Source organism: Streptomyces sp. CC0208, from assembly GCF_003443735.1.
GTDB lineage: Bacteria > Actinomycetota > Actinomycetes > Streptomycetales > Streptomycetaceae > Streptomyces > Streptomyces sviceus.
The window spans coordinates 8,412,791-8,427,832 of the sequence record NZ_CP031969.1; the positions used below are offsets into that span (position 1 = coordinate 8,412,791).

Genomic DNA, 15,042 nt, shown 5'->3' on the forward strand with positions numbered 1-15,042 from the left:
CGGAAGAATGCGGCTGAATCGGGGCAATCGGATCGCACGTCGCAGGAGTCCCGCGTCGGGAAGAAGAACTCGTGAGCGTCGAACCGCCGTCGTCGGGCCGCCCCACCGGGCCGCCCTCCGGCCCGCTGTCGGGCCCGTCCTCGGGCCCCTCGCAGCCGCCTTCGGGCCCGCCCTCGCAGCCCCCGGGCAGCAGTGGCGGAGCGCCCGCGCCCCCACCCCGCCGTCCCTGGTGGAGGTCGGCGCCCCGAGTCGCGCTGATCGCCATCGCGGTGGTCGCCGCGGTGGTCCTCGCGGTCGTCTTCACCCGCTCCGGCGGCGGTTCCGGCTCGGCCGGCGGCAACGGCGAGGTCTTTCTGCAGGCCGCCGCGAAGACGGGCCCCGAGCCCTTCACCGAGTCGACCGCGAAGGACAGCTCCGTGCCGCCGGTCGCCGCCTCCCCGACCGGCTCCTCCGAGCCCGCGAACGCCGTACGGGGCGTGGACGGCTCAGCTCCCGGTCTCTACGGCGGCACCCGCAACGTCTCCAGCTGCGACGTCGAGAAGCAGGTCAAGGCACTCCAGGCGGACCCGGCGAAGAACAAGGTGTTCGCCTCGGTCGCCGGGGTCCCGCCGTCCGGGGTCCCGGCCTTCCTGCGCTCGCTCACACCCGTCCAGCTGCGCATGGACACCCGCGTCACCAACCACGGCTACCGTGACGGCGCCGCCACCACCTACCAGGCCGTCCTCCAGGCCGGCACCGCCGTGCTCGTCGACGACCGCGGAGTGCCCCGCACACGCTGCGCCTGCGGCAACCCGCTCACCCCGCCGATCGCCCAGCAGACCACGCCGAAGCGCACCGGCGACACCTGGGCGTCGTACAACCCCTCGAACGTGGTCGTGGTCGCGCCCTCCACGACGGTCATCAACATCTTCGTGATCTACGACCCCGACCACCACGACTGGATCGCCCGCCACCGCGGCGACACCGGGGGCAAGGACCACAAGACCCACCCGCCGGCCCGGCCCTCCCCGCCGGTGAGCGTGTCGTCGCCGACGACACCGAGCACCCCGTCGTCCCCGGCCTCCCCGTCGCCCTGCGTTTCCACGTCGGCCGGAGCCACCCCCTCCGGATCGTCGAGTCCGTGTCCGCCGGCCCTCGTCGCCCCGTCCCCGAGCTCGCCGTCCCCGAACTCGTCCTCCCCACCGCCGCCCAGCAGCGAATCCTCGGATGAGACCCTGACACCGGGCTCCTCGGCACCGGAGCCGCCCCTCGCCTCCGACACCACCTCGGACACGAATCAGTCGGCGCCCCTGTCCGGCGCCGTGGCGTTCTGGTCGGTGTGACGCGTCACCTGGACTGCGTCGCGCGGCTCGGGGTATCAGCACTGATGCAGCAGCGTCCGGCCAGTCCGGCATCCGAGAGAGAAACGCATGATCGATCACCTGGACGGGGCAGTGATACCGACTGGTTTCGACGTGCCCGTGGAACCCCTACGGCGGGCGGCGCACTACACCGGTGAGCCAGGCAGCATCGCCGAGGCGCGGTCGTTCGCCGCGGACTTCCTGGGCAGGCTCCGAACCGAGTGGTGTGCCGCCATCGGGGACCGTGCCGAGGAGGAGGTGCTCCTCGTGGTGAGCGAACTCGTCACCAACGCCGACCGGCACAGCAACGGGCCGTACATCCTTGAGCTGGAGGGCACCGACGTCTCGGTCGCCGTCACGGTCTACGACAGCAGCGCGGCCCTGCCCCGCAGGTTCCCGCGGGATCCCGAGCGCGTCGGCCGGCACGGCCTGGAGATCGTGCACGTCCTGGCGCAGGAGGTCGCGGCGGAGCGCGTACCGGTGGGCAAGCGGGTACGGGCCGTGCTGGGCTTCGGCGGCAAGAAGGAGTGAGCGCACGCTTGAGGCGCTTCTACGGTGTCGCGCTTTACGGCGTCCGGTGAACTCGCCGGATCATGCAGCGGGTGCCGTCCGGAGGCGGCACCCGCTCTTTTCGCTGTTCTTGTGGGTCAGGCGCAGCCCAGCTCGCCCAGCATGCCCTCACGCAGTCGCGTGATGATCCGCTTGATCAGCCGGGACACATGCATCTGCGAGCAGCCGAGCCGCTCACCGATCTCCGACTGGGTGGCCTCCTCCACGAACCGCATGTGGATGATCTGCCGATCGCGCTCGCTGAGCTCGGCCATCAGCGGGGCGAGAGAGTGGAAGTCCTCGACGAGTCGCAGCCCGTCCTCCTCCACACCGATGAAGTCGGCGAGCACCGCTTCGCCGCCCTCGGGGCCGTCGCCGGTCAGGGCGGCGTCCAGGGACGAGGAGTTGTAGCCGTTCGAGGCGATCTGCGCCTCGATCACCTCCTTCTCGGAGATGTTCATCAGGGTGGCGAGCTCGGCCACCGTCGGGTCGCGGTCCAGCCGGCTGGCGAGTTCCTCACGCGCCTTGGCCAGCTCGACGCGCAGCTCCTGAAGACGCCGCGGGACGTGCACCGCCCAGGTGGTGTCCCGGAAGAAGCGCTTGATCTCGCCGACGATGTACGGCAGCGCGAACGACGTGAACTCGACCTCGCGGGAGATCTCGAACCGGTCGATCGCCTTGATCAGGCCGATCATGCCGGTCTGGACGATGTCCTCCATGTCGTCGCCGCGGCCCCGGAACCTTCCGGCCGCGAAGCGTACGAGCGACATGTTCATCTCAATGAGGGTGTTGCGCGCGTACTGGTACTCGTGCGTCCCCTCCTCGAGCTCGGTCAGGCGCTGGAAGAACTGGCGGGACAGCTCGCGTGCGTCCCGCGGTGCGACGGAGCGCGGTTCCGCGACTCCCGGCAGGGGTGTCCCACCCGTCCTGGTCCCGCTGGCGAGCTCGGTGACCTGTGCCTCCGAACGATTCACGGCGGTGACGACGGTATGCATTACCTCTCCCACGAAAGTCACGGCTCGACGTCTGCCTCTTCGGCCTGGGTTGTCTCGGGTCCTGCAGGTGTGGCCTGCCGTGTACCCGGAACGCGACAACATATGCGTCCCCGGACCACCGGCTCGACCAATTGCCCGCAGTTCCCTCGAGCTGCGCGTACCCGGGGAGTGAGAACCCATGCCCATGAAATGTTCTGCTGGCGTGAAATCGCCGGTCCTCAGGGCGTGACCCGGGTCGCGACGGTCAGTTCGTGGAGGTAGCGCTTGGTGATCCTGCCGCCGTGGCCCTTTTCGATCAGGTCCCGGACGCAGGCCAGCAGGGCCGCGCGGCGGGTGCTGTCGAGAGCCCGGTGGCCCGAGTAGGTGCACAGGACGTCGAGGTACTGGTCGGCCGTGTAGGTGATGTCCTGCTCGCAACGGGTCACCGTGACGTCGCCGAAGCGCGGACAGTCCTCGATCTCCTGCGTGTCCGAGCAGATCTCGGAGGACGGCCGGAGCCGCAGTCCGGGAGGTGTGGCCGGATCATGGCGTTCGTAGCAGTCCTGGACCCGGGTGAAGAAGTCGGTCGTGCCCCCCGCCACATGGTGAGTGACCACGACAGCGAGCCGGCCCCCGGCGCGCAGGGCGTCCGCCGCCTTCTCCAGCCGGACGGCCGGGTCGATCCAGTGGAAGGCGGTGGCGCAGGCCACCAGGTCGAACGGCTCCTCCGGCAGCGGCCAGCGCTCGAACTCGGCGTGGCGCACGTCGACCCGGGGAAAGCGGGCCAGCCGCCTCCGGGCCACCGCGGCCATCGCGTCGCCCAGCTCCACCGCCGTGATGTGACAGCCGAACCCGGCCAGGGAGCGGGTGAGTTGTCCAGTGCCGGGGCCCACCTCCAGGACCCGGCTCTCAGGGCGCAGGCCCGTCAGCCGGGCCAACTCCGCGACCAGCGCGGGCGGATAGCCCGGACGCGCCTTGTCGTACAACTCCGCCGCCTCGTTGAACGTCTCGCGCAGCACCGGGTCCCGTACCTCTCCCGTCGTCGATTCCACCCAGGGCAGAATGCCGACCCCTTCCCCTGACGGCCACGGAATTTAGGCTGATCCGGTGAGCAACGAAGCGCCGAACCAAGCCCGCGTGATCCCCCTGCGCCCGCAGTCCGCGCGCCCGGGGTCCGTCCGCCCGCTGTCCGAACGCCCCGCCACCGCGCCACCCAAGGATCCCTCCGCCAGGGAGACCAGGGAACCCCTGTGGCGCGACCTCGTCGGAGACGTCCTGCGCCGCGAGCGCCTCGCCCAGGAGCGCACGCTCAAGGACGTGGCCGACGCGGCCCGGATCTCGATGCCCTACCTCTCGGAGGTGGAGCGCGGCCGCAAGGAGGCATCTTCGGAGGTCCTCGCGGCCGCCGCCCACGCCCTGGGCCTCGGCCTCGGCGATCTGCTCTCCCTGGCCCAGGGCGAGCTCACCCGGCACTCGGCGCGCAGCCGTCGCGCGGTGCCGGGGTCGCCGTACAACGGGATGTGCCTGGCGGCCTGAGGCGACGGGGCCGGTGCCTCAGACCGTCACGAGGCGCCGGCTCACCACCTCGTCGGCCAGCCCGTACTCCACCGCCTCCTCGGCGGTGAACACCTTGTCGCGGTCCATGTCCGCGCGCAGGGTCGCGATGTCGTGGTGGGTGTGACGGGCCAGCACCTCCTCGACCTGGGAGCGGATGCGGACCATCTCCTTGGCCTGCAGGGCGAGATCGGAGATGGCCCCGCGGCTGCCGCCGGCGGCGGGCTGGCCGAGCAGCACGCGCGCGTGCTCCAGTACGAGCCGCCGCCCGGGATCCCCGCCGGCCAGCAGGACGGCCGCCGTGGAGGCCGCCTGCCCCACACAGAGTGTCGAGATCGGCGCCTGTACGTAGGTCATCGTGTCGTAGATCGCCATCAGCGAGGTGAACGAGCCGCCGGGGGAGTTGATGTAGATCGAGATCTCGTTCTCCGGCGCCGCCGACTCCAGATGCAGGAGCTGCGCGATCACGACGTTGGCCACTCCGTCGTCGATCTCGGTGCCGAGGAAGATGATCCGCTCCGAGAGCAGCCGGCTGAACACGTCGGAGGACCGCTCGCCGTGCGCGGTCCGCTCGACGACGTACGGAATCGTGTAGTTCGCCATGTCACAGCCCCATCCGTCGCTTCGAGGCGGCCGGGCGGACGTCCGCGAGGGACTCCACGACCCGGTCCACCATGCCGTACTCCCTGGCCTCCTCGGCCGTGAACCAGCGGTCGCGGTCGCCGTCGCGGGCGATCGTCTCCGGCGTCTGGCCCGTGTTCTCGGCGAGGAGGCGCTCCATCGTCTGTTTGCTGTGGTCCAGGTTCTCCGCCTGGATCAGGATGTCGGCGGTGGTCCCGCCGATGCCCGCGGACCCCTGGTGCATCATGATCCGCGCGTTGGGCAGGGCGTACCGCTTGCCGGGCGTGCCCCCGCAGAGCAGGAACTGGCCCATGCTCGCCGCGAAGCCCATCGCGAGCGTCGAGACGTCGTTGGGGATGAGCCGCATGGTGTCGTAGATGGCGAGGCCCGCGTACACGGAGCCGCCCGGACTGTTGATGTACAGGCTGATGTCGGTGCGCGGGTCCTCCGCGGACAGGACAAGGAGCTGGGAGCAGACCCGGTTGGCGGAGACCTCGTCGACCTGGGTGCCCAGCAGCACGATGCGCTGGGCGAGGAGTTGGGCGGCCAGTTGGTCGTCGAAGCGGGTGGGAGGGGTGTCGCCCTCCTCGGCCCGGATGGAAGTCATGGGCGGTCCTCGTGGTCGTAGGGATGCCGTCGGCTCCACTCTTGACCTCGGACGATGCCCCGAAGCGGTTTCTCTGCCGGTGGCAGATTCGCCACCGGCAGAGCGCGGCCCCCGGGGAGGTGCTCAGCCCGTCTCGCGCAGTTGCCGGAAGAACGCCCGCACGTCGTCCACCAGCAGGTCCGGCTCCTCCATCGCCGCGAAGTGACCGCCCCGGTCGAACTCGGTCCAGCGCACGACCTTCTCGATGAGCTCCCCCTTGCGCCGCAGCGGGATCTGGATCTCGGCCGGGAAGACCGCGACGGCCGTGGGGACGGTCCCCGGCTCGCGGAGCCGCGACGCCCGGTCGCCCGTGGCGTGCGTGCGCTCGTAGTAGATGCGTGCGGCCGAACCGGCGGTCCCGGTCAGCCAGTACAGCATCACGTTGGTCAGCAGCCGGTCCCGGTCCACGGCCTCCTCGGGCAGCTCGACCGAGTCCGTCCACGCCTGGAACTTCTCCACGATCCAGGCGAGCTGGCCCACCGGGGAGTCGGCGAGCGCGTAGGCCAGGGTCTGCGGCCGGGAGGCCTGGATGATCGCGTATCCGGTGCCCTCCCGCGACCAGGTCTTCGAGCGGCGCCACGACTCCAGCGTGCGCTCCCGTTCCTCGGGGTCGAGCCCGGCCAGTTCCTCGGCCGTCGGTTCCTGGTTGGCCTCGGCGCCCGGCAGGAAGTTCAGGTGGACGCCGATGACCCGCTCAGGGTGGGCGCGGCCCAGCTCGCGGGAGATCGCCGCGCCCCAGTCCCCGCCCTGGGCGCCGAACCGGTCGTAGCCCAGGCGCCGCATGAGCTCGACCCAGGCGCCCGCGATCCGGACGGGCTCCCAACCGGTGTCCGCGGGCGGCCCGGACAGCCCGAAGCCGGGGATGCTCGGTACGACGACGTGGAACGCGTCGGCCGGGTCGCCGCCGTGGGCCGCCGGATCGGTCAACGGGCCCACCACGTCCAGGAACTCGACGATCGAGCCCGGCCAGCCGTGCGTGATGACCAGCGGGGTGGCGTCCGGCTCGGGGGAGCGGACGTGGGCGAAGTGAACGGTCGTCCCGTCGATGACGGTCGTGAACTGCGGCCACTCGTTGAGCCGTGCCTCGGCCGCGCGCCAGTCGTAGGTGTGCCGCCAGTGGTGCGCGAGTTCGCGCAGGTAGCCGGCCGGCACACCGTACGCCCAGCCCGTGGCCGAGAGGTCGTCGGGCCAGCGGGTGCGGTCGAGCCGGTCGTGGAGGTCGTCGAGGTCGCTCTGCGGAATGTCGACACGGAACGGCGTGATGGTGTCGGTTGACGTCATACGGGGATGCTAGGTCGCACCGGTTTATGAGCCACGTGGATTGACCGGCCGCCCGACCGATGAGTTCCGCGCCGAGGATCGGTCCACAGTGATGACCGCACCACGCCCCTTCGGGAGGAACCCATGGCGAGCAAGCCTTTCACCACGTGTCTCTGGTTCGACGGCCAGGCCGAGGAGGCCGCGCACTTCTACGTCTCGGTCTTCAAGGACTCCACCGTCGGGAGAGTCACCCACTATCCCGACGGCGCGATGCAGCCCGCGGGGTCCGTCCTGACGGTCGACTTCACGGCCAACGGGCAGCACTTCGTCGCCCTCAACGGCGGACCGCAGTTCAAGTTCACCGAAGCCGTCTCCTTCCAGATCTTCTGCGCGGACCAGGAGGAGATCGACTACTACTGGACCAAGCTCACCGAGAACGGCGGCGAGCCCGGACCCTGTGGCTGGCTCAAGGACCGTTACGGGCTGTCGTGGCAGGTCGTGCCCGAGGGGCTCGCGGACATGGTGGGCGACCCGGACCCGGAGAAGGCGGCCCGCGTCACCAAGGCGTTCATGGCGATGAGCAAGTTCGACGTCGCCGCCCTGGAGAAGGCGTACGCGGGAGAGTGAGCGTCAGCCGACGGGCGTCCGGCCGATCACCCGGGTGATCTCCCGGGCGATCCGCAGGATGCCGGGGGAGCGGACCGGGCACGGTTTGGGTTTGGACGTCGTCGGCGCCAGACAGAAGTGCAGATAGTCCTTGTCGAGGTGCAGGGCGGTGCGGTCGCGGTCCGGCTGGGTGCAGTAGCCGGGATGCTCGTGCTCGTAGGAGGTGCACGGCAGGTACTGCACCCAGGAGTAGCGGGATCCGGCGGGTGCCACCGTGGCGCCCGCGTCGGCGACCGCGTCGTCCGAGGCGGCCGCCTGCTCCTCGTACAGCTCGTTCACGCGCCGGACCCGGTCGGGGGTGATCGGGTCCGGGCCCTGCGCCACCCACACGATCCGCGGCCGATGCCCACCGCCCGCCATGGCGATCTGCTCGGTCAGCCGTCTCAGGTCCGCCCGGTACCTGCTGAAGTACTTCTGCGGCGAGGCGGCGTGGGTGATCCCGTCCATGCACCAGGTGTAGCCCCACGCGTTGCCCCAGAACTGCAGCACCACGAAGTCCGGGTGCAGCGCCCGGACCAGCGCGGCCGCCTTGTCCCGGTCGGGCACCAGCGACTTCTTCCCGGTGCCCTCCAGGTAGTCGCACGGCGTGGTCCCCGAGTACGGCGCGCTCGTGTACGACGCCCGCAGATCCCGGCGCAGCTCCTGCCCGAGGACCTGCTGGGCCTCCATGGCCAGGGAGTCGCCGAGATACAGCACACGCGGGGCGACCACGGCCGGGGAGGCGCTCGGGGAGGACTGGGCACGCTGATGGGTGGTGGCCGCACGGGAGACGTCCGGGGTGGGTGGCGCCGTCTCCGGCCCGTCCGTCGGGTCGCTGCAGGCACCGAGCAGCAGGACTGCGGTCACCAAGCCCACGATCCACGGTGTCCGCATGCGCGACTCCCGCCCCGGTCGCCGGAAAAACGGTTCCCCAGGCAAGCACAGCCGGGCCCAGGGGGGAAGACGCGCGGCACGGTTCAGTCGCCGCGAAACAGTGGAGCCCTCTGCTCGGAGAGTGTTCCTTCTGTCCGGTATGCGGCCGAATCATCCGTTCGGCGCGCGGTCGGGCGCTCCCCTGACTAGCGTGTGGAGACGGACCGACCACCGATTCGGGAGAGGCCGCGATCATGGCCGTACAACCTGAGGGAACCCCCTGCTGGGCCGATGCGATGTTCAGCGACGTCGAGGGAGCCAAGAGCTTCTACAGCGATGTCCTCGGCTGGACCTTCGGCGAGGCGTCGTCGCAGTACGGCAACTACACGCAGGCCTACGCGGACGGCAAGGCCGTCGCCGCCGTCGTTCCGCCGATGACCGGTCAGGAGGCTCAGTCGCAGTGGTGCCTGTACCTCGCGTCACCGGACGCGGCCGCCACGGCCGGCAAGATCCGTGACAACGGCGGCGAGGTGCTCATGGAACCGATGCAGGTCGGCGACTTCGGCACGATGTGCCTGGCGCGCGACCCGAGCGGAGTCGCCTTCGGAGTGTGGCAGGGCGGCACCCACGAGGGCTTCGAGGCGCCGCCCGAGCAGCCCGGCGCGTTCTGCTGGGCGGAGATCTACACCCGCGACCCCGGGAAATCCGACGCGTTCTTCCCGGCCGTCTTCGGCTACAGCGCCAAGCAGATGCAGGACGACGCCATCGACTTCCGCATGTTCAACCTGGGTGACCACACCGTCCTCGGCCGTATGAAGATGACTGACGACTTCCCGCCCGAGGTGCCGGCGTACATCAACGTCTACTTCTCGGTCCCGGACTGCGACGACGCCGTGGCCCGCGCCACCAAGCTCGGCGCCGTCCTGCGGTTCGGGCCGATGGACTCGCCCTTCGGCCGGTTCGCCGCGCTCAGTGACCCGCAGGGCGCGAGCTTCTCGGTCATCGACGTGACGACGACCCAGGGCGACATGCCCCAGATCTCCGACGTGCCCTAGCCGGTGCGCACCGCCGTGAGCACCACGGCGCAGTAGCGCATCGAGAAGCTGCCGCCCATCGCGTCCACGGCGTCCCCGACGCTGTCGAGCAGTGCGCCGAGCTTCCCGGCGGACAACTGTCCGTGGCCGCCGAAGGTGGGTACCTGGTCCAGCCACTCCTCGCGGGTGTAGACCCGGTCCCACTCGAAGCGCCACTCCTCCGGCTCGCCGAACGCGGCGGTCCCGCGGATCCCGTCGGCCGCCGGGACGAGGACGCTCGCGTAACTGTCCGGGCTGTTCAGCCGGCGCCAGTCGAACGGCAGGTCGGGCACCGCCCGGGCGTAGGCCCCGGTGAGCGCCTCGGCCACCTCCGGCGCGGGGTGGAAGGCGTTCCAGAAGAGGGCCAGCCGTCCTCGCGGCCGCAGCACCCGGGCCGCCTGGGCGGCACCGACGACGGGGTCGACCCAGTGCCAGACGGTACCCGCGACAACCGCGTCGAAGTCCCGGCCCGCCGGATCCCACTCCTCGAACCGGGCGATCTCGACGTCGAGTCCCTTCCGGCGGGCCAACGCGGCCATCCGCGCGTCGGGCTCGACCCCGAGGACCCGGCAGCCGCGCGCCCGGAACGCCAGCCCGGCGATACCGGTGCCCGCCCCCACGTCCAGGACGTCCCGGCCGGGACTCGCGGCGACGATCCGCTCCACCAGGGCCTCGGGGTACCGGGGGCGGGTCCGGTCGTAGCGCTCGGCGTCCGAGCCGTACGACTCCGCGATCTCGCGGTGGTCTCCAGCAGAAGTGGGCATGCGCCCACCATAAGTGGGCGCATGCCCACTCGACAAGAATCAGGGAGGATGTCCGAGGAAGAGCGAGGTGGGCCGTGCCGACAGGGATCGCCATCCGTGATGTGCGCCGGCAGTTGTTCGACGCCGCCGAGCGGATCCTGCTGAGGGACGGGGCGAACGCACTGACCAGCCGGGCGGTCACCACCGAGGCGGGGGTCGCCAAGGGGGTCCTGCACCGGCACTTCGAGGACTTCGACGCCTTCCTCGCCGACCTCGTGCTGGACCGCGTCGGGCGGCTCGAGGTGCGGTCCCGGGCCCTGCGCGAGTCGGCGGGGACCGGTGACGTCGTCGGCAACCTCGCCGCCGCCCTGACCGACCTCTTCGGGACCATCGCCCTGCGGATCGTCGGCCTGGTCATCGCCCGGGACGCCCTGCGGGCCCGGCTGCGCGAGGCCGGGGGCGGGGGAGTGCCGGTGCTGCGGGAGGCCACGGCGATGGTGGCCGGCTATCTCGCCGCCGAGCGTGCACTGGGGCGGGTCCGGGCCGATGCCGACGTGGACGTGCTCGCCCCCACGTTGATCGGGGCCGCGCATCTGCTCTTCGCCGACGCGGAAGGCCCGGCGCCCGGGGCCGAGGAGGTCCGCAGGGTCGTGGCCGCGGTGGTCCCGGTGGGGTGAACGGGTGCCCCTGCGCTCATGGCATGATCGAGCGCATGCGTGAACGACTGGTGGCCGCGTGCGACGGGGCTTCGAAGGGAAATCCGGGACCTGCGGCCTGGGCCTGGGTCATCGCCGACGAGTCGGAGACGCCGGACCGCTGGGAGGCCGGCCCCCTCGGCAAGGCCACCAACAACGTCGCCGAACTCACCGCGCTGGAACGGCTGCTCACCGCGACCGACCCGGATGTGCCGCTGGAGATCCGGATGGACTCCCAGTACGCCATGAAAGCCGTCACCACCTGGCTGCCCGGCTGGAAGCGCAACGGCTGGAAGACCTCCGCGGGCAAGCCGGTCGCCAACCAGGACCTCGTCGTGCGGATCGACGAACTGCTCGACGGGCGTTCGGTCGAGTTCCGCTACGTCCCCGCCCACCAGGTCGACGGCGACCCGCTCAACGACTTCGCCGACCGCGCGGCCAGCCAGGCGGCGATCGTCCAGGAACCCGCGAGCAGTGAACTGGGCTCCCCCCAGCCGCCACCCTCGCCGGACACCCCGAAAAAGAACGACCGCCCCGCCCGGGCCAAGTCGCCCAAGCGGAGCGGTGGTTCGTCTTCCCGTACGATCAAGGCCAAGTTCCCCGGCCGGTGTCTGTGCGGACGTCCTTACGCGGCGGGCGAGCCGATCGCGAAGAACGCCCAGGGCTGGGGGCACCCGGAGTGCCGTACGGAAGCGGCCGGTTAGCTACCGGTCCGGGCGCGTCGATCAGATGACCGCCCCGCGCCACTCGCCGGTCTCCTGACCGCGCTCCTCGATGAACGTCTTGAAGCGCTCCAGGTCGCCCTTGGTCTGCCGCTTCACGAACCCGAGCTTGTCGCCCACCTTCTCGGTGATGCTGTCCGGATGGAAGTCCATCTGGAGCATCACCTTGGTGTGGCCCTCGTCGAGCCGGTGGAAGGTCACCGCGCCGGCCTGCTTGGCCTCGCCGGCGATCGTGGTCCACGCGACCCGCTCGTCCGGGATCTGCTCGGTGATCTCCGCGTCGAACTCCCTGTGCACGCCGTTGACGTTGGTCACCCAGTGCGTGAGCGTGTCGGTGCGCTGTTCGATGCGCTCGACCCCGCTCATGAACTCGGGGAAGGTCTCGAACTGCGTCCACTGGTTGTAGGCGGTGTGCACCGGCACGCCGACCTCGATGGATTCCTCGACCTGCGACACGGGTGAATCCCTCCTTCGTCCTCTCGGTGTGTGCGGCGCGGGTACCGCGTGGCCCGGAGGGCAAACCGCCGTTTGTGACTCCTACGGGGTGTCGAAGGTGTAGTGGCGTGTGTGGTCCAGCAGATCGGCGGGCCGCACGTCGTTCCACGGCCTCATGGTCTCGTCGAGGTCGACGACCTCGGGCGTTCCGGCGGCCGGGACATAGCCGGAGTCCGGATGCCGCCGCTGCCACCGGGCCCACAGCTTGTCCACGAAGGCGTGGTGGAGCCAGAACACCGGATCGTTGGGGGAGACCCCGGTCGCCATCTGCCCGCCCACCCACACATGGACCCGGTTGTGCAGGTTGACCCCGCGCCAGCCCTCCAGATGGTTGCGGAAACCGTCCGACGCGCTGTTCCAGGGGGCCATGTCGTACGTCGCCATGGACAGCACCGACTCCACCTCGCCCGGGGTCGGCAACTCGCGTACGCCGCTCCCGAGCGCGCGCCGCAGATAGGTGCGGCCGTCGACCCGCACGGTGATCGGCCAGTCGCCGGTGTCCGCGGCGAACGGGCCGTCCATCACCCGCCCGTCCCGGCTGCGCCCGGTGCCGCCGAGGAAGTCGGGACCCCACAGCGCGGCGCGCGGGGAGCGGTCGGTGCTCCAGTCCCAGTAGGGGAGGGCCACCGAGTCGTCCACCGACTGCAGGGCGCGCTCGAAGTCGAGCAGGAATCTGCGGTGCCAGGGCAGGAAGGAGGGCGAACGGTGGCCGGTGCGCTCGCCGTTGTCGGTGTCGGACATGATGAAGCCGTTGTGCGTGGTGACGAACGCGTCGTAGCGGCCGCTGCGCTTCAGCTCCAGGACGGCGGCGACGAACCGGCGCTTCTCGTCGGCGGTCAGGGTGGCCTGGTTCTTGCGGACGGTCATGTGCGGATGCTCCAAGGAGGCGTACGGGGCGGTCAGTTGGCGGGGAACGGCAGCAGTTGTGCGCCCTGGAGCTCGTCCACGGCGGCCCGTGCGGCGGCGCGCGGGGTGGGCACCGGGTCGTAGTGGCTGACGACGCTGATCCAGGTGCCGTCGGCGTTGCGCATCACGTGCAGCTCCACGCCGTCGACCGTCACCCGGTAGCCGCCGTGGTGGCCCCCGGTGGACCGCCCCTGTATCCGGCGGCCCCGGTAGACCTCGTCGAAGGACTCGGGTGAGCCGTGGTGGTGCTCCTCGGCGGACGCGCGCGGAGCGGTGACGGCCCCTGCGGCGAGGGCGGCCGTCGCGGTGAGCGCGGTACGGCGGGTGAGTTCCGGCATGCGGTGTGCCTCCTGAGTTGACGGACTCCGCATGCCTATCGGCCCCGCCGAGAGCGGGAGAAATCGCTCGTGACCGGTTGGCTGTGATCCAGACAATTCCCTACATGTCGTACAGCGTTGAACAAAGATGATCTTGTTGTGGAGAGGGCTTCCATGAACCCGGACGGAGGAATTCCTTCGCTCGCGGGCCGCGAATCTGATGATCCTTTGCGGGCGAACCCGCAGGCAGTGGCCCGCCTCACGTGGCGAAAGTGACGTGATCCGAAGTGTGGCCCCCGGTCCCCCGGCTGCTACTCTGCGTTGCCAATTGACCGCTTTGGGTAATTCCTAGGGGTGCGTGTGAAGGTCGCCTGCGTCGGCGGCGGGCCCGCCGGCCTGTATCTCTCGATCCTGCTGAAACGGCAGGACCCGTCCCACGACATCACGGTCCACGAGCGCGACCCGGAGGGCTCGACCTACGGCTGGGGCGTGACCTACTGGCGCGGACTGCTCGACAAACTCCACGTCCACGACCCCGAGTCGGCCCGCGCGATCGAGGGCGCCTCGGTCACCTGGAACGAGGGCGAGGCCCGGGTGCGCGACCTGGTCACCCGGCGCGCCAGTGACGAGGGCTTCGGCATCGGCCGCCACCGCCTGCTGGAGATCCTCGCCGCACGGGCCCGCTCCCTGGGCGTGCGCCTGGAGTTCGAGCACGAGATCACCCCCGGGAGCCTCCCGGCGGCCGATCTCGTCGTGGCCGGCGACGGCGTGCGCAGCGCCCTGCGCACCGGGCATGCCGACCACTTCGGCGCCGAGACCGAAGAGGGCCGCAACCGCTACATCTGGCTCGGCACCAGCAAGGTCTTCGACGCCTTCACCTTCGCCTTCGTCGAGACCGACCACGGCTGGATCTGGTGCTACGGCTACGCCTTCAGCCCCGAGCGCAGCACCATCGTCGTCGAGTGCGCCCCGCGGACCTGGACCGGCCTCGGCCTCGACAGTGCCGACGAGGCCGAGGGGCTCGCCCTGCTGGAGAAGCTGTTCTCCGACATCCTCGAAGGCCACCCACTGATGGGGCGCTCCGCCGGCTCAGGCGGCGCCCAGTGGCTGACCTTCCGCACCCTCACCAACCGCACCTGGCACCGAGACAACCTCGTCCTGCTCGGCGATGCCGCCCACACCACGCACTATTCCGTCGGCGCCGGAACCACCCTCGCCCTGGAGGACGCCATCGCGCTGGCCGACGCCCTGCACGCGCACGGCGAGCTTCCGCAGGCACTCGCCCGCTACGAGCGGCAGCGCAAGTCGGAGCTGCTGTCCGTCCAGAGCGCGGCCCGCTACAGCGCCCAGTGGTACGAGAACCTGCCCCGCTACATCGGACTGCCCCCGGAGCAGATGTTCGCCCTGCTGGGCCAGCGGCACTCGCCCCTGCTGCCCTATGTCCCGCCCCAGCTGTACTACCGGCTCGACAAGGCCGCCGGGCAGCTGGAGGCACTGCGCAGGTTCAAGCGCTGGCTCGGACCCAAGGTGGCGCGCAGCGTGCACGCCCGGGAGCTGGCCTCCCGCAAGTAGCGCCCGGCCGGAAAAGTGTTGGGTGAATGGCGATTCACCGTTAAAGTGAATTGCCAT

General features: G+C 70.6%; 18 protein-coding genes. 8 read left to right on the plus strand and 10 right to left on the minus strand.

Annotated elements, in window-relative coordinates; genetic code table 11:
* The first annotated feature begins 71 nt into the window (after positions 1–71).
* Both D1369_RS38615 and D1369_RS38620 read left to right on the plus strand, forming a co-directional pair.
* Positions 72–1,322, plus strand: coding sequence for a DUF6777 domain-containing protein (locus tag D1369_RS38615; RefSeq protein ID WP_007379802.1), 1,251 nt, complete (start codon positions 72–74; stop codon positions 1,320–1,322).
* 87 nt (positions 1,323–1,409) lie between these two features.
* A complete protein-coding gene (locus D1369_RS38620) occupies positions 1,410–1,871 on the plus strand; it encodes an ATP-binding protein (protein WP_007379801.1) in 462 nt (153 codons plus the stop codon).
* A gap of 116 nt (positions 1,872–1,987) precedes the next feature.
* Here the strand turns inward: D1369_RS38620 and D1369_RS38625 are convergent, their stop codons facing one another.
* Both D1369_RS38625 and D1369_RS38630 read right to left on the minus strand, forming a co-directional pair.
* Positions 1,988–2,884: an RNA polymerase sigma factor SigF gene (locus D1369_RS38625; RefSeq protein WP_007379800.1), complete on the minus strand. Its 897-nt coding sequence runs from the start codon at positions 2,882–2,884 to the stop codon at positions 1,988–1,990.
* Between the two features lie 218 nt (positions 2,885–3,102).
* Positions 3,103–3,882 (minus strand): class I SAM-dependent methyltransferase, encoded by a 780-nt coding sequence (locus D1369_RS38630; RefSeq protein WP_037898848.1) that lies wholly within the window; start codon positions 3,880–3,882, stop codon positions 3,103–3,105.
* A gap of 88 nt (positions 3,883–3,970) precedes the next feature.
* On the opposite strand from D1369_RS38630, the gene D1369_RS44630 reads away from it, so the two are divergent.
* Positions 3,971–4,399, plus strand: a complete 429-nt coding sequence (locus D1369_RS44630) for a helix-turn-helix transcriptional regulator (RefSeq protein WP_007379798.1) — start codon at positions 3,971–3,973, stop codon at positions 4,397–4,399.
* 18 nt (positions 4,400–4,417) lie between these two features.
* On the opposite strand, the gene D1369_RS38640 is transcribed toward D1369_RS44630, so the two are convergent.
* The 3 genes from D1369_RS38640 to D1369_RS38650 form a co-directional block, all read right to left on the minus strand.
* Complete coding sequence (locus D1369_RS38640) at positions 4,418–5,020, minus strand: ATP-dependent Clp protease proteolytic subunit (RefSeq protein ID WP_007379797.1); 603 nt, start codon at positions 5,018–5,020, stop codon at positions 4,418–4,420.
* A 1-nt stretch (position 5,021) separates the two neighbouring features.
* Positions 5,022–5,645: an ATP-dependent Clp protease proteolytic subunit gene (locus tag D1369_RS38645; RefSeq protein WP_037718662.1), complete on the minus strand. Its 624-nt coding sequence runs from the start codon at positions 5,643–5,645 to the stop codon at positions 5,022–5,024.
* A 123-nt stretch (positions 5,646–5,768) separates the two neighbouring features.
* Positions 5,769–6,965, minus strand: a complete 1,197-nt coding sequence (locus tag D1369_RS38650; RefSeq protein WP_007379795.1) for an epoxide hydrolase family protein — start codon at positions 6,963–6,965, stop codon at positions 5,769–5,771.
* 123 nt (positions 6,966–7,088) lie between these two features.
* On the opposite strand from D1369_RS38650, the gene D1369_RS38655 reads away from it, so the two are divergent.
* Complete coding sequence (locus D1369_RS38655; protein WP_007379794.1) at positions 7,089–7,571, plus strand: VOC family protein; 483 nt, start codon at positions 7,089–7,091, stop codon at positions 7,569–7,571.
* 3 nt (positions 7,572–7,574) lie between these two features.
* Here D1369_RS38655 and D1369_RS38660 read toward each other — a convergent pair whose 3' ends face one another.
* A complete protein-coding gene (locus D1369_RS38660; protein ID WP_007379793.1) occupies positions 7,575–8,483 on the minus strand; it encodes a hypothetical protein in 909 nt (302 codons plus the stop codon).
* Between the two features lie 233 nt (positions 8,484–8,716).
* Between D1369_RS38660 and D1369_RS38665 the strand changes: the two genes are divergently transcribed.
* A complete protein-coding gene (locus D1369_RS38665) occupies positions 8,717–9,517 on the plus strand; it encodes a VOC family protein (RefSeq protein ID WP_007379792.1) in 801 nt (266 codons plus the stop codon).
* On the opposite strand, the gene D1369_RS38670 is transcribed toward D1369_RS38665, so the two are convergent.
* Complete coding sequence (locus tag D1369_RS38670; RefSeq protein WP_118082956.1) at positions 9,514–10,299, minus strand: class I SAM-dependent methyltransferase; 786 nt, start codon at positions 10,297–10,299, stop codon at positions 9,514–9,516. The two genes, D1369_RS38665 and D1369_RS38670, sit on opposite strands and share 4 nt — an antisense overlap.
* Positions 10,300–10,373: 74 nt before the next feature.
* Here D1369_RS38670 and D1369_RS38675 point away from each other — a divergent pair, with 74 nt between their 5' ends.
* Together D1369_RS38675 and D1369_RS38680 are read left to right on the plus strand one after the other, a co-directional pair.
* Positions 10,374–10,955, plus strand: coding sequence for a TetR/AcrR family transcriptional regulator (locus tag D1369_RS38675; protein WP_007379790.1), 582 nt, complete (start codon positions 10,374–10,376; stop codon positions 10,953–10,955).
* Between the two features lie 23 nt (positions 10,956–10,978).
* Positions 10,979–11,677, plus strand: a complete 699-nt coding sequence (locus tag D1369_RS38680) for a ribonuclease H (protein ID WP_007379789.1) — start codon at positions 10,979–10,981, stop codon at positions 11,675–11,677.
* A gap of 21 nt (positions 11,678–11,698) precedes the next feature.
* On the opposite strand, the gene D1369_RS38685 is transcribed toward D1369_RS38680, so the two are convergent.
* The 3 genes from D1369_RS38685 to D1369_RS38695 all read right to left on the minus strand — a co-directional run bounded on the left by D1369_RS38685 (position 11,699) and on the right by D1369_RS38695 (position 13,434).
* Positions 11,699–12,151, minus strand: a complete 453-nt coding sequence (locus D1369_RS38685) for an SRPBCC family protein (RefSeq protein ID WP_007379788.1) — start codon at positions 12,149–12,151, stop codon at positions 11,699–11,701.
* Between the two features lie 81 nt (positions 12,152–12,232).
* Positions 12,233–13,057, minus strand: coding sequence for a tyrosinase family protein (locus D1369_RS38690; protein ID WP_007379787.1), 825 nt, complete (start codon positions 13,055–13,057; stop codon positions 12,233–12,235).
* Between the two features lie 32 nt (positions 13,058–13,089).
* Entirely contained in the window at positions 13,090–13,434 is a 345-nt protein-coding gene (locus D1369_RS38695) for a tyrosinase cofactor (protein WP_037898841.1), read from the minus strand.
* Between the two features lie 333 nt (positions 13,435–13,767).
* Here D1369_RS38695 and D1369_RS38700 point away from each other — a divergent pair, with 333 nt between their 5' ends.
* Positions 13,768–14,985: an FAD-dependent monooxygenase gene (locus D1369_RS38700; RefSeq protein ID WP_007379785.1), complete on the plus strand. Its 1,218-nt coding sequence runs from the start codon at positions 13,768–13,770 to the stop codon at positions 14,983–14,985.
* Positions 14,986–15,042 lie beyond the last annotated feature (57 nt).

Bases quoted from the DNA above. Each gene is read 5' to 3' on its own strand.
- D1369_RS38620 (WP_007379801.1), top strand. From the start codon at position 1,410: ATGATCGATCACCTGGACGGGGCAGTGATACCGACTGGTTTCGACGTG.
- D1369_RS38645 (WP_037718662.1), bottom strand. From the start codon at position 5,645: ATGACTTCCATCCGGGCCGAGGAGGGCGACACCCCTCCCACCCGCTTC.
- D1369_RS38650 (WP_007379795.1), bottom strand. From the start codon at position 6,965: ATGACGTCAACCGACACCATCACGCCGTTCCGTGTCGACATTCCGCAG.
- D1369_RS38655 (WP_007379794.1), top strand. From the start codon at position 7,089: ATGGCGAGCAAGCCTTTCACCACGTGTCTCTGGTTCGACGGCCAGGCC.
- D1369_RS38670 (WP_118082956.1), bottom strand. From the start codon at position 10,299: ATGCCCACTTCTGCTGGAGACCACCGCGAGATCGCGGAGTCGTACGGC.
- D1369_RS38625 (WP_007379800.1), bottom strand. From the start codon at position 2,884: ATGCATACCGTCGTCACCGCCGTGAATCGTTCGGAGGCACAGGTCACC.
- D1369_RS38665 (WP_007379792.1), top strand. From the start codon at position 8,717: ATGGCCGTACAACCTGAGGGAACCCCCTGCTGGGCCGATGCGATGTTC.
- D1369_RS38660 (WP_007379793.1), bottom strand. From the start codon at position 8,483: ATGCGGACACCGTGGATCGTGGGCTTGGTGACCGCAGTCCTGCTGCTC.
- D1369_RS38690 (WP_007379787.1), bottom strand. From the start codon at position 13,057: ATGACCGTCCGCAAGAACCAGGCCACCCTGACCGCCGACGAGAAGCGC.
- D1369_RS38640 (WP_007379797.1), bottom strand. From the start codon at position 5,020: ATGGCGAACTACACGATTCCGTACGTCGTCGAGCGGACCGCGCACGGC.
- D1369_RS38680 (WP_007379789.1), top strand. From the start codon at position 10,979: ATGATCGAGCGCATGCGTGAACGACTGGTGGCCGCGTGCGACGGGGCT.
- D1369_RS38695 (WP_037898841.1), bottom strand. From the start codon at position 13,434: ATGCCGGAACTCACCCGCCGTACCGCGCTCACCGCGACGGCCGCCCTC.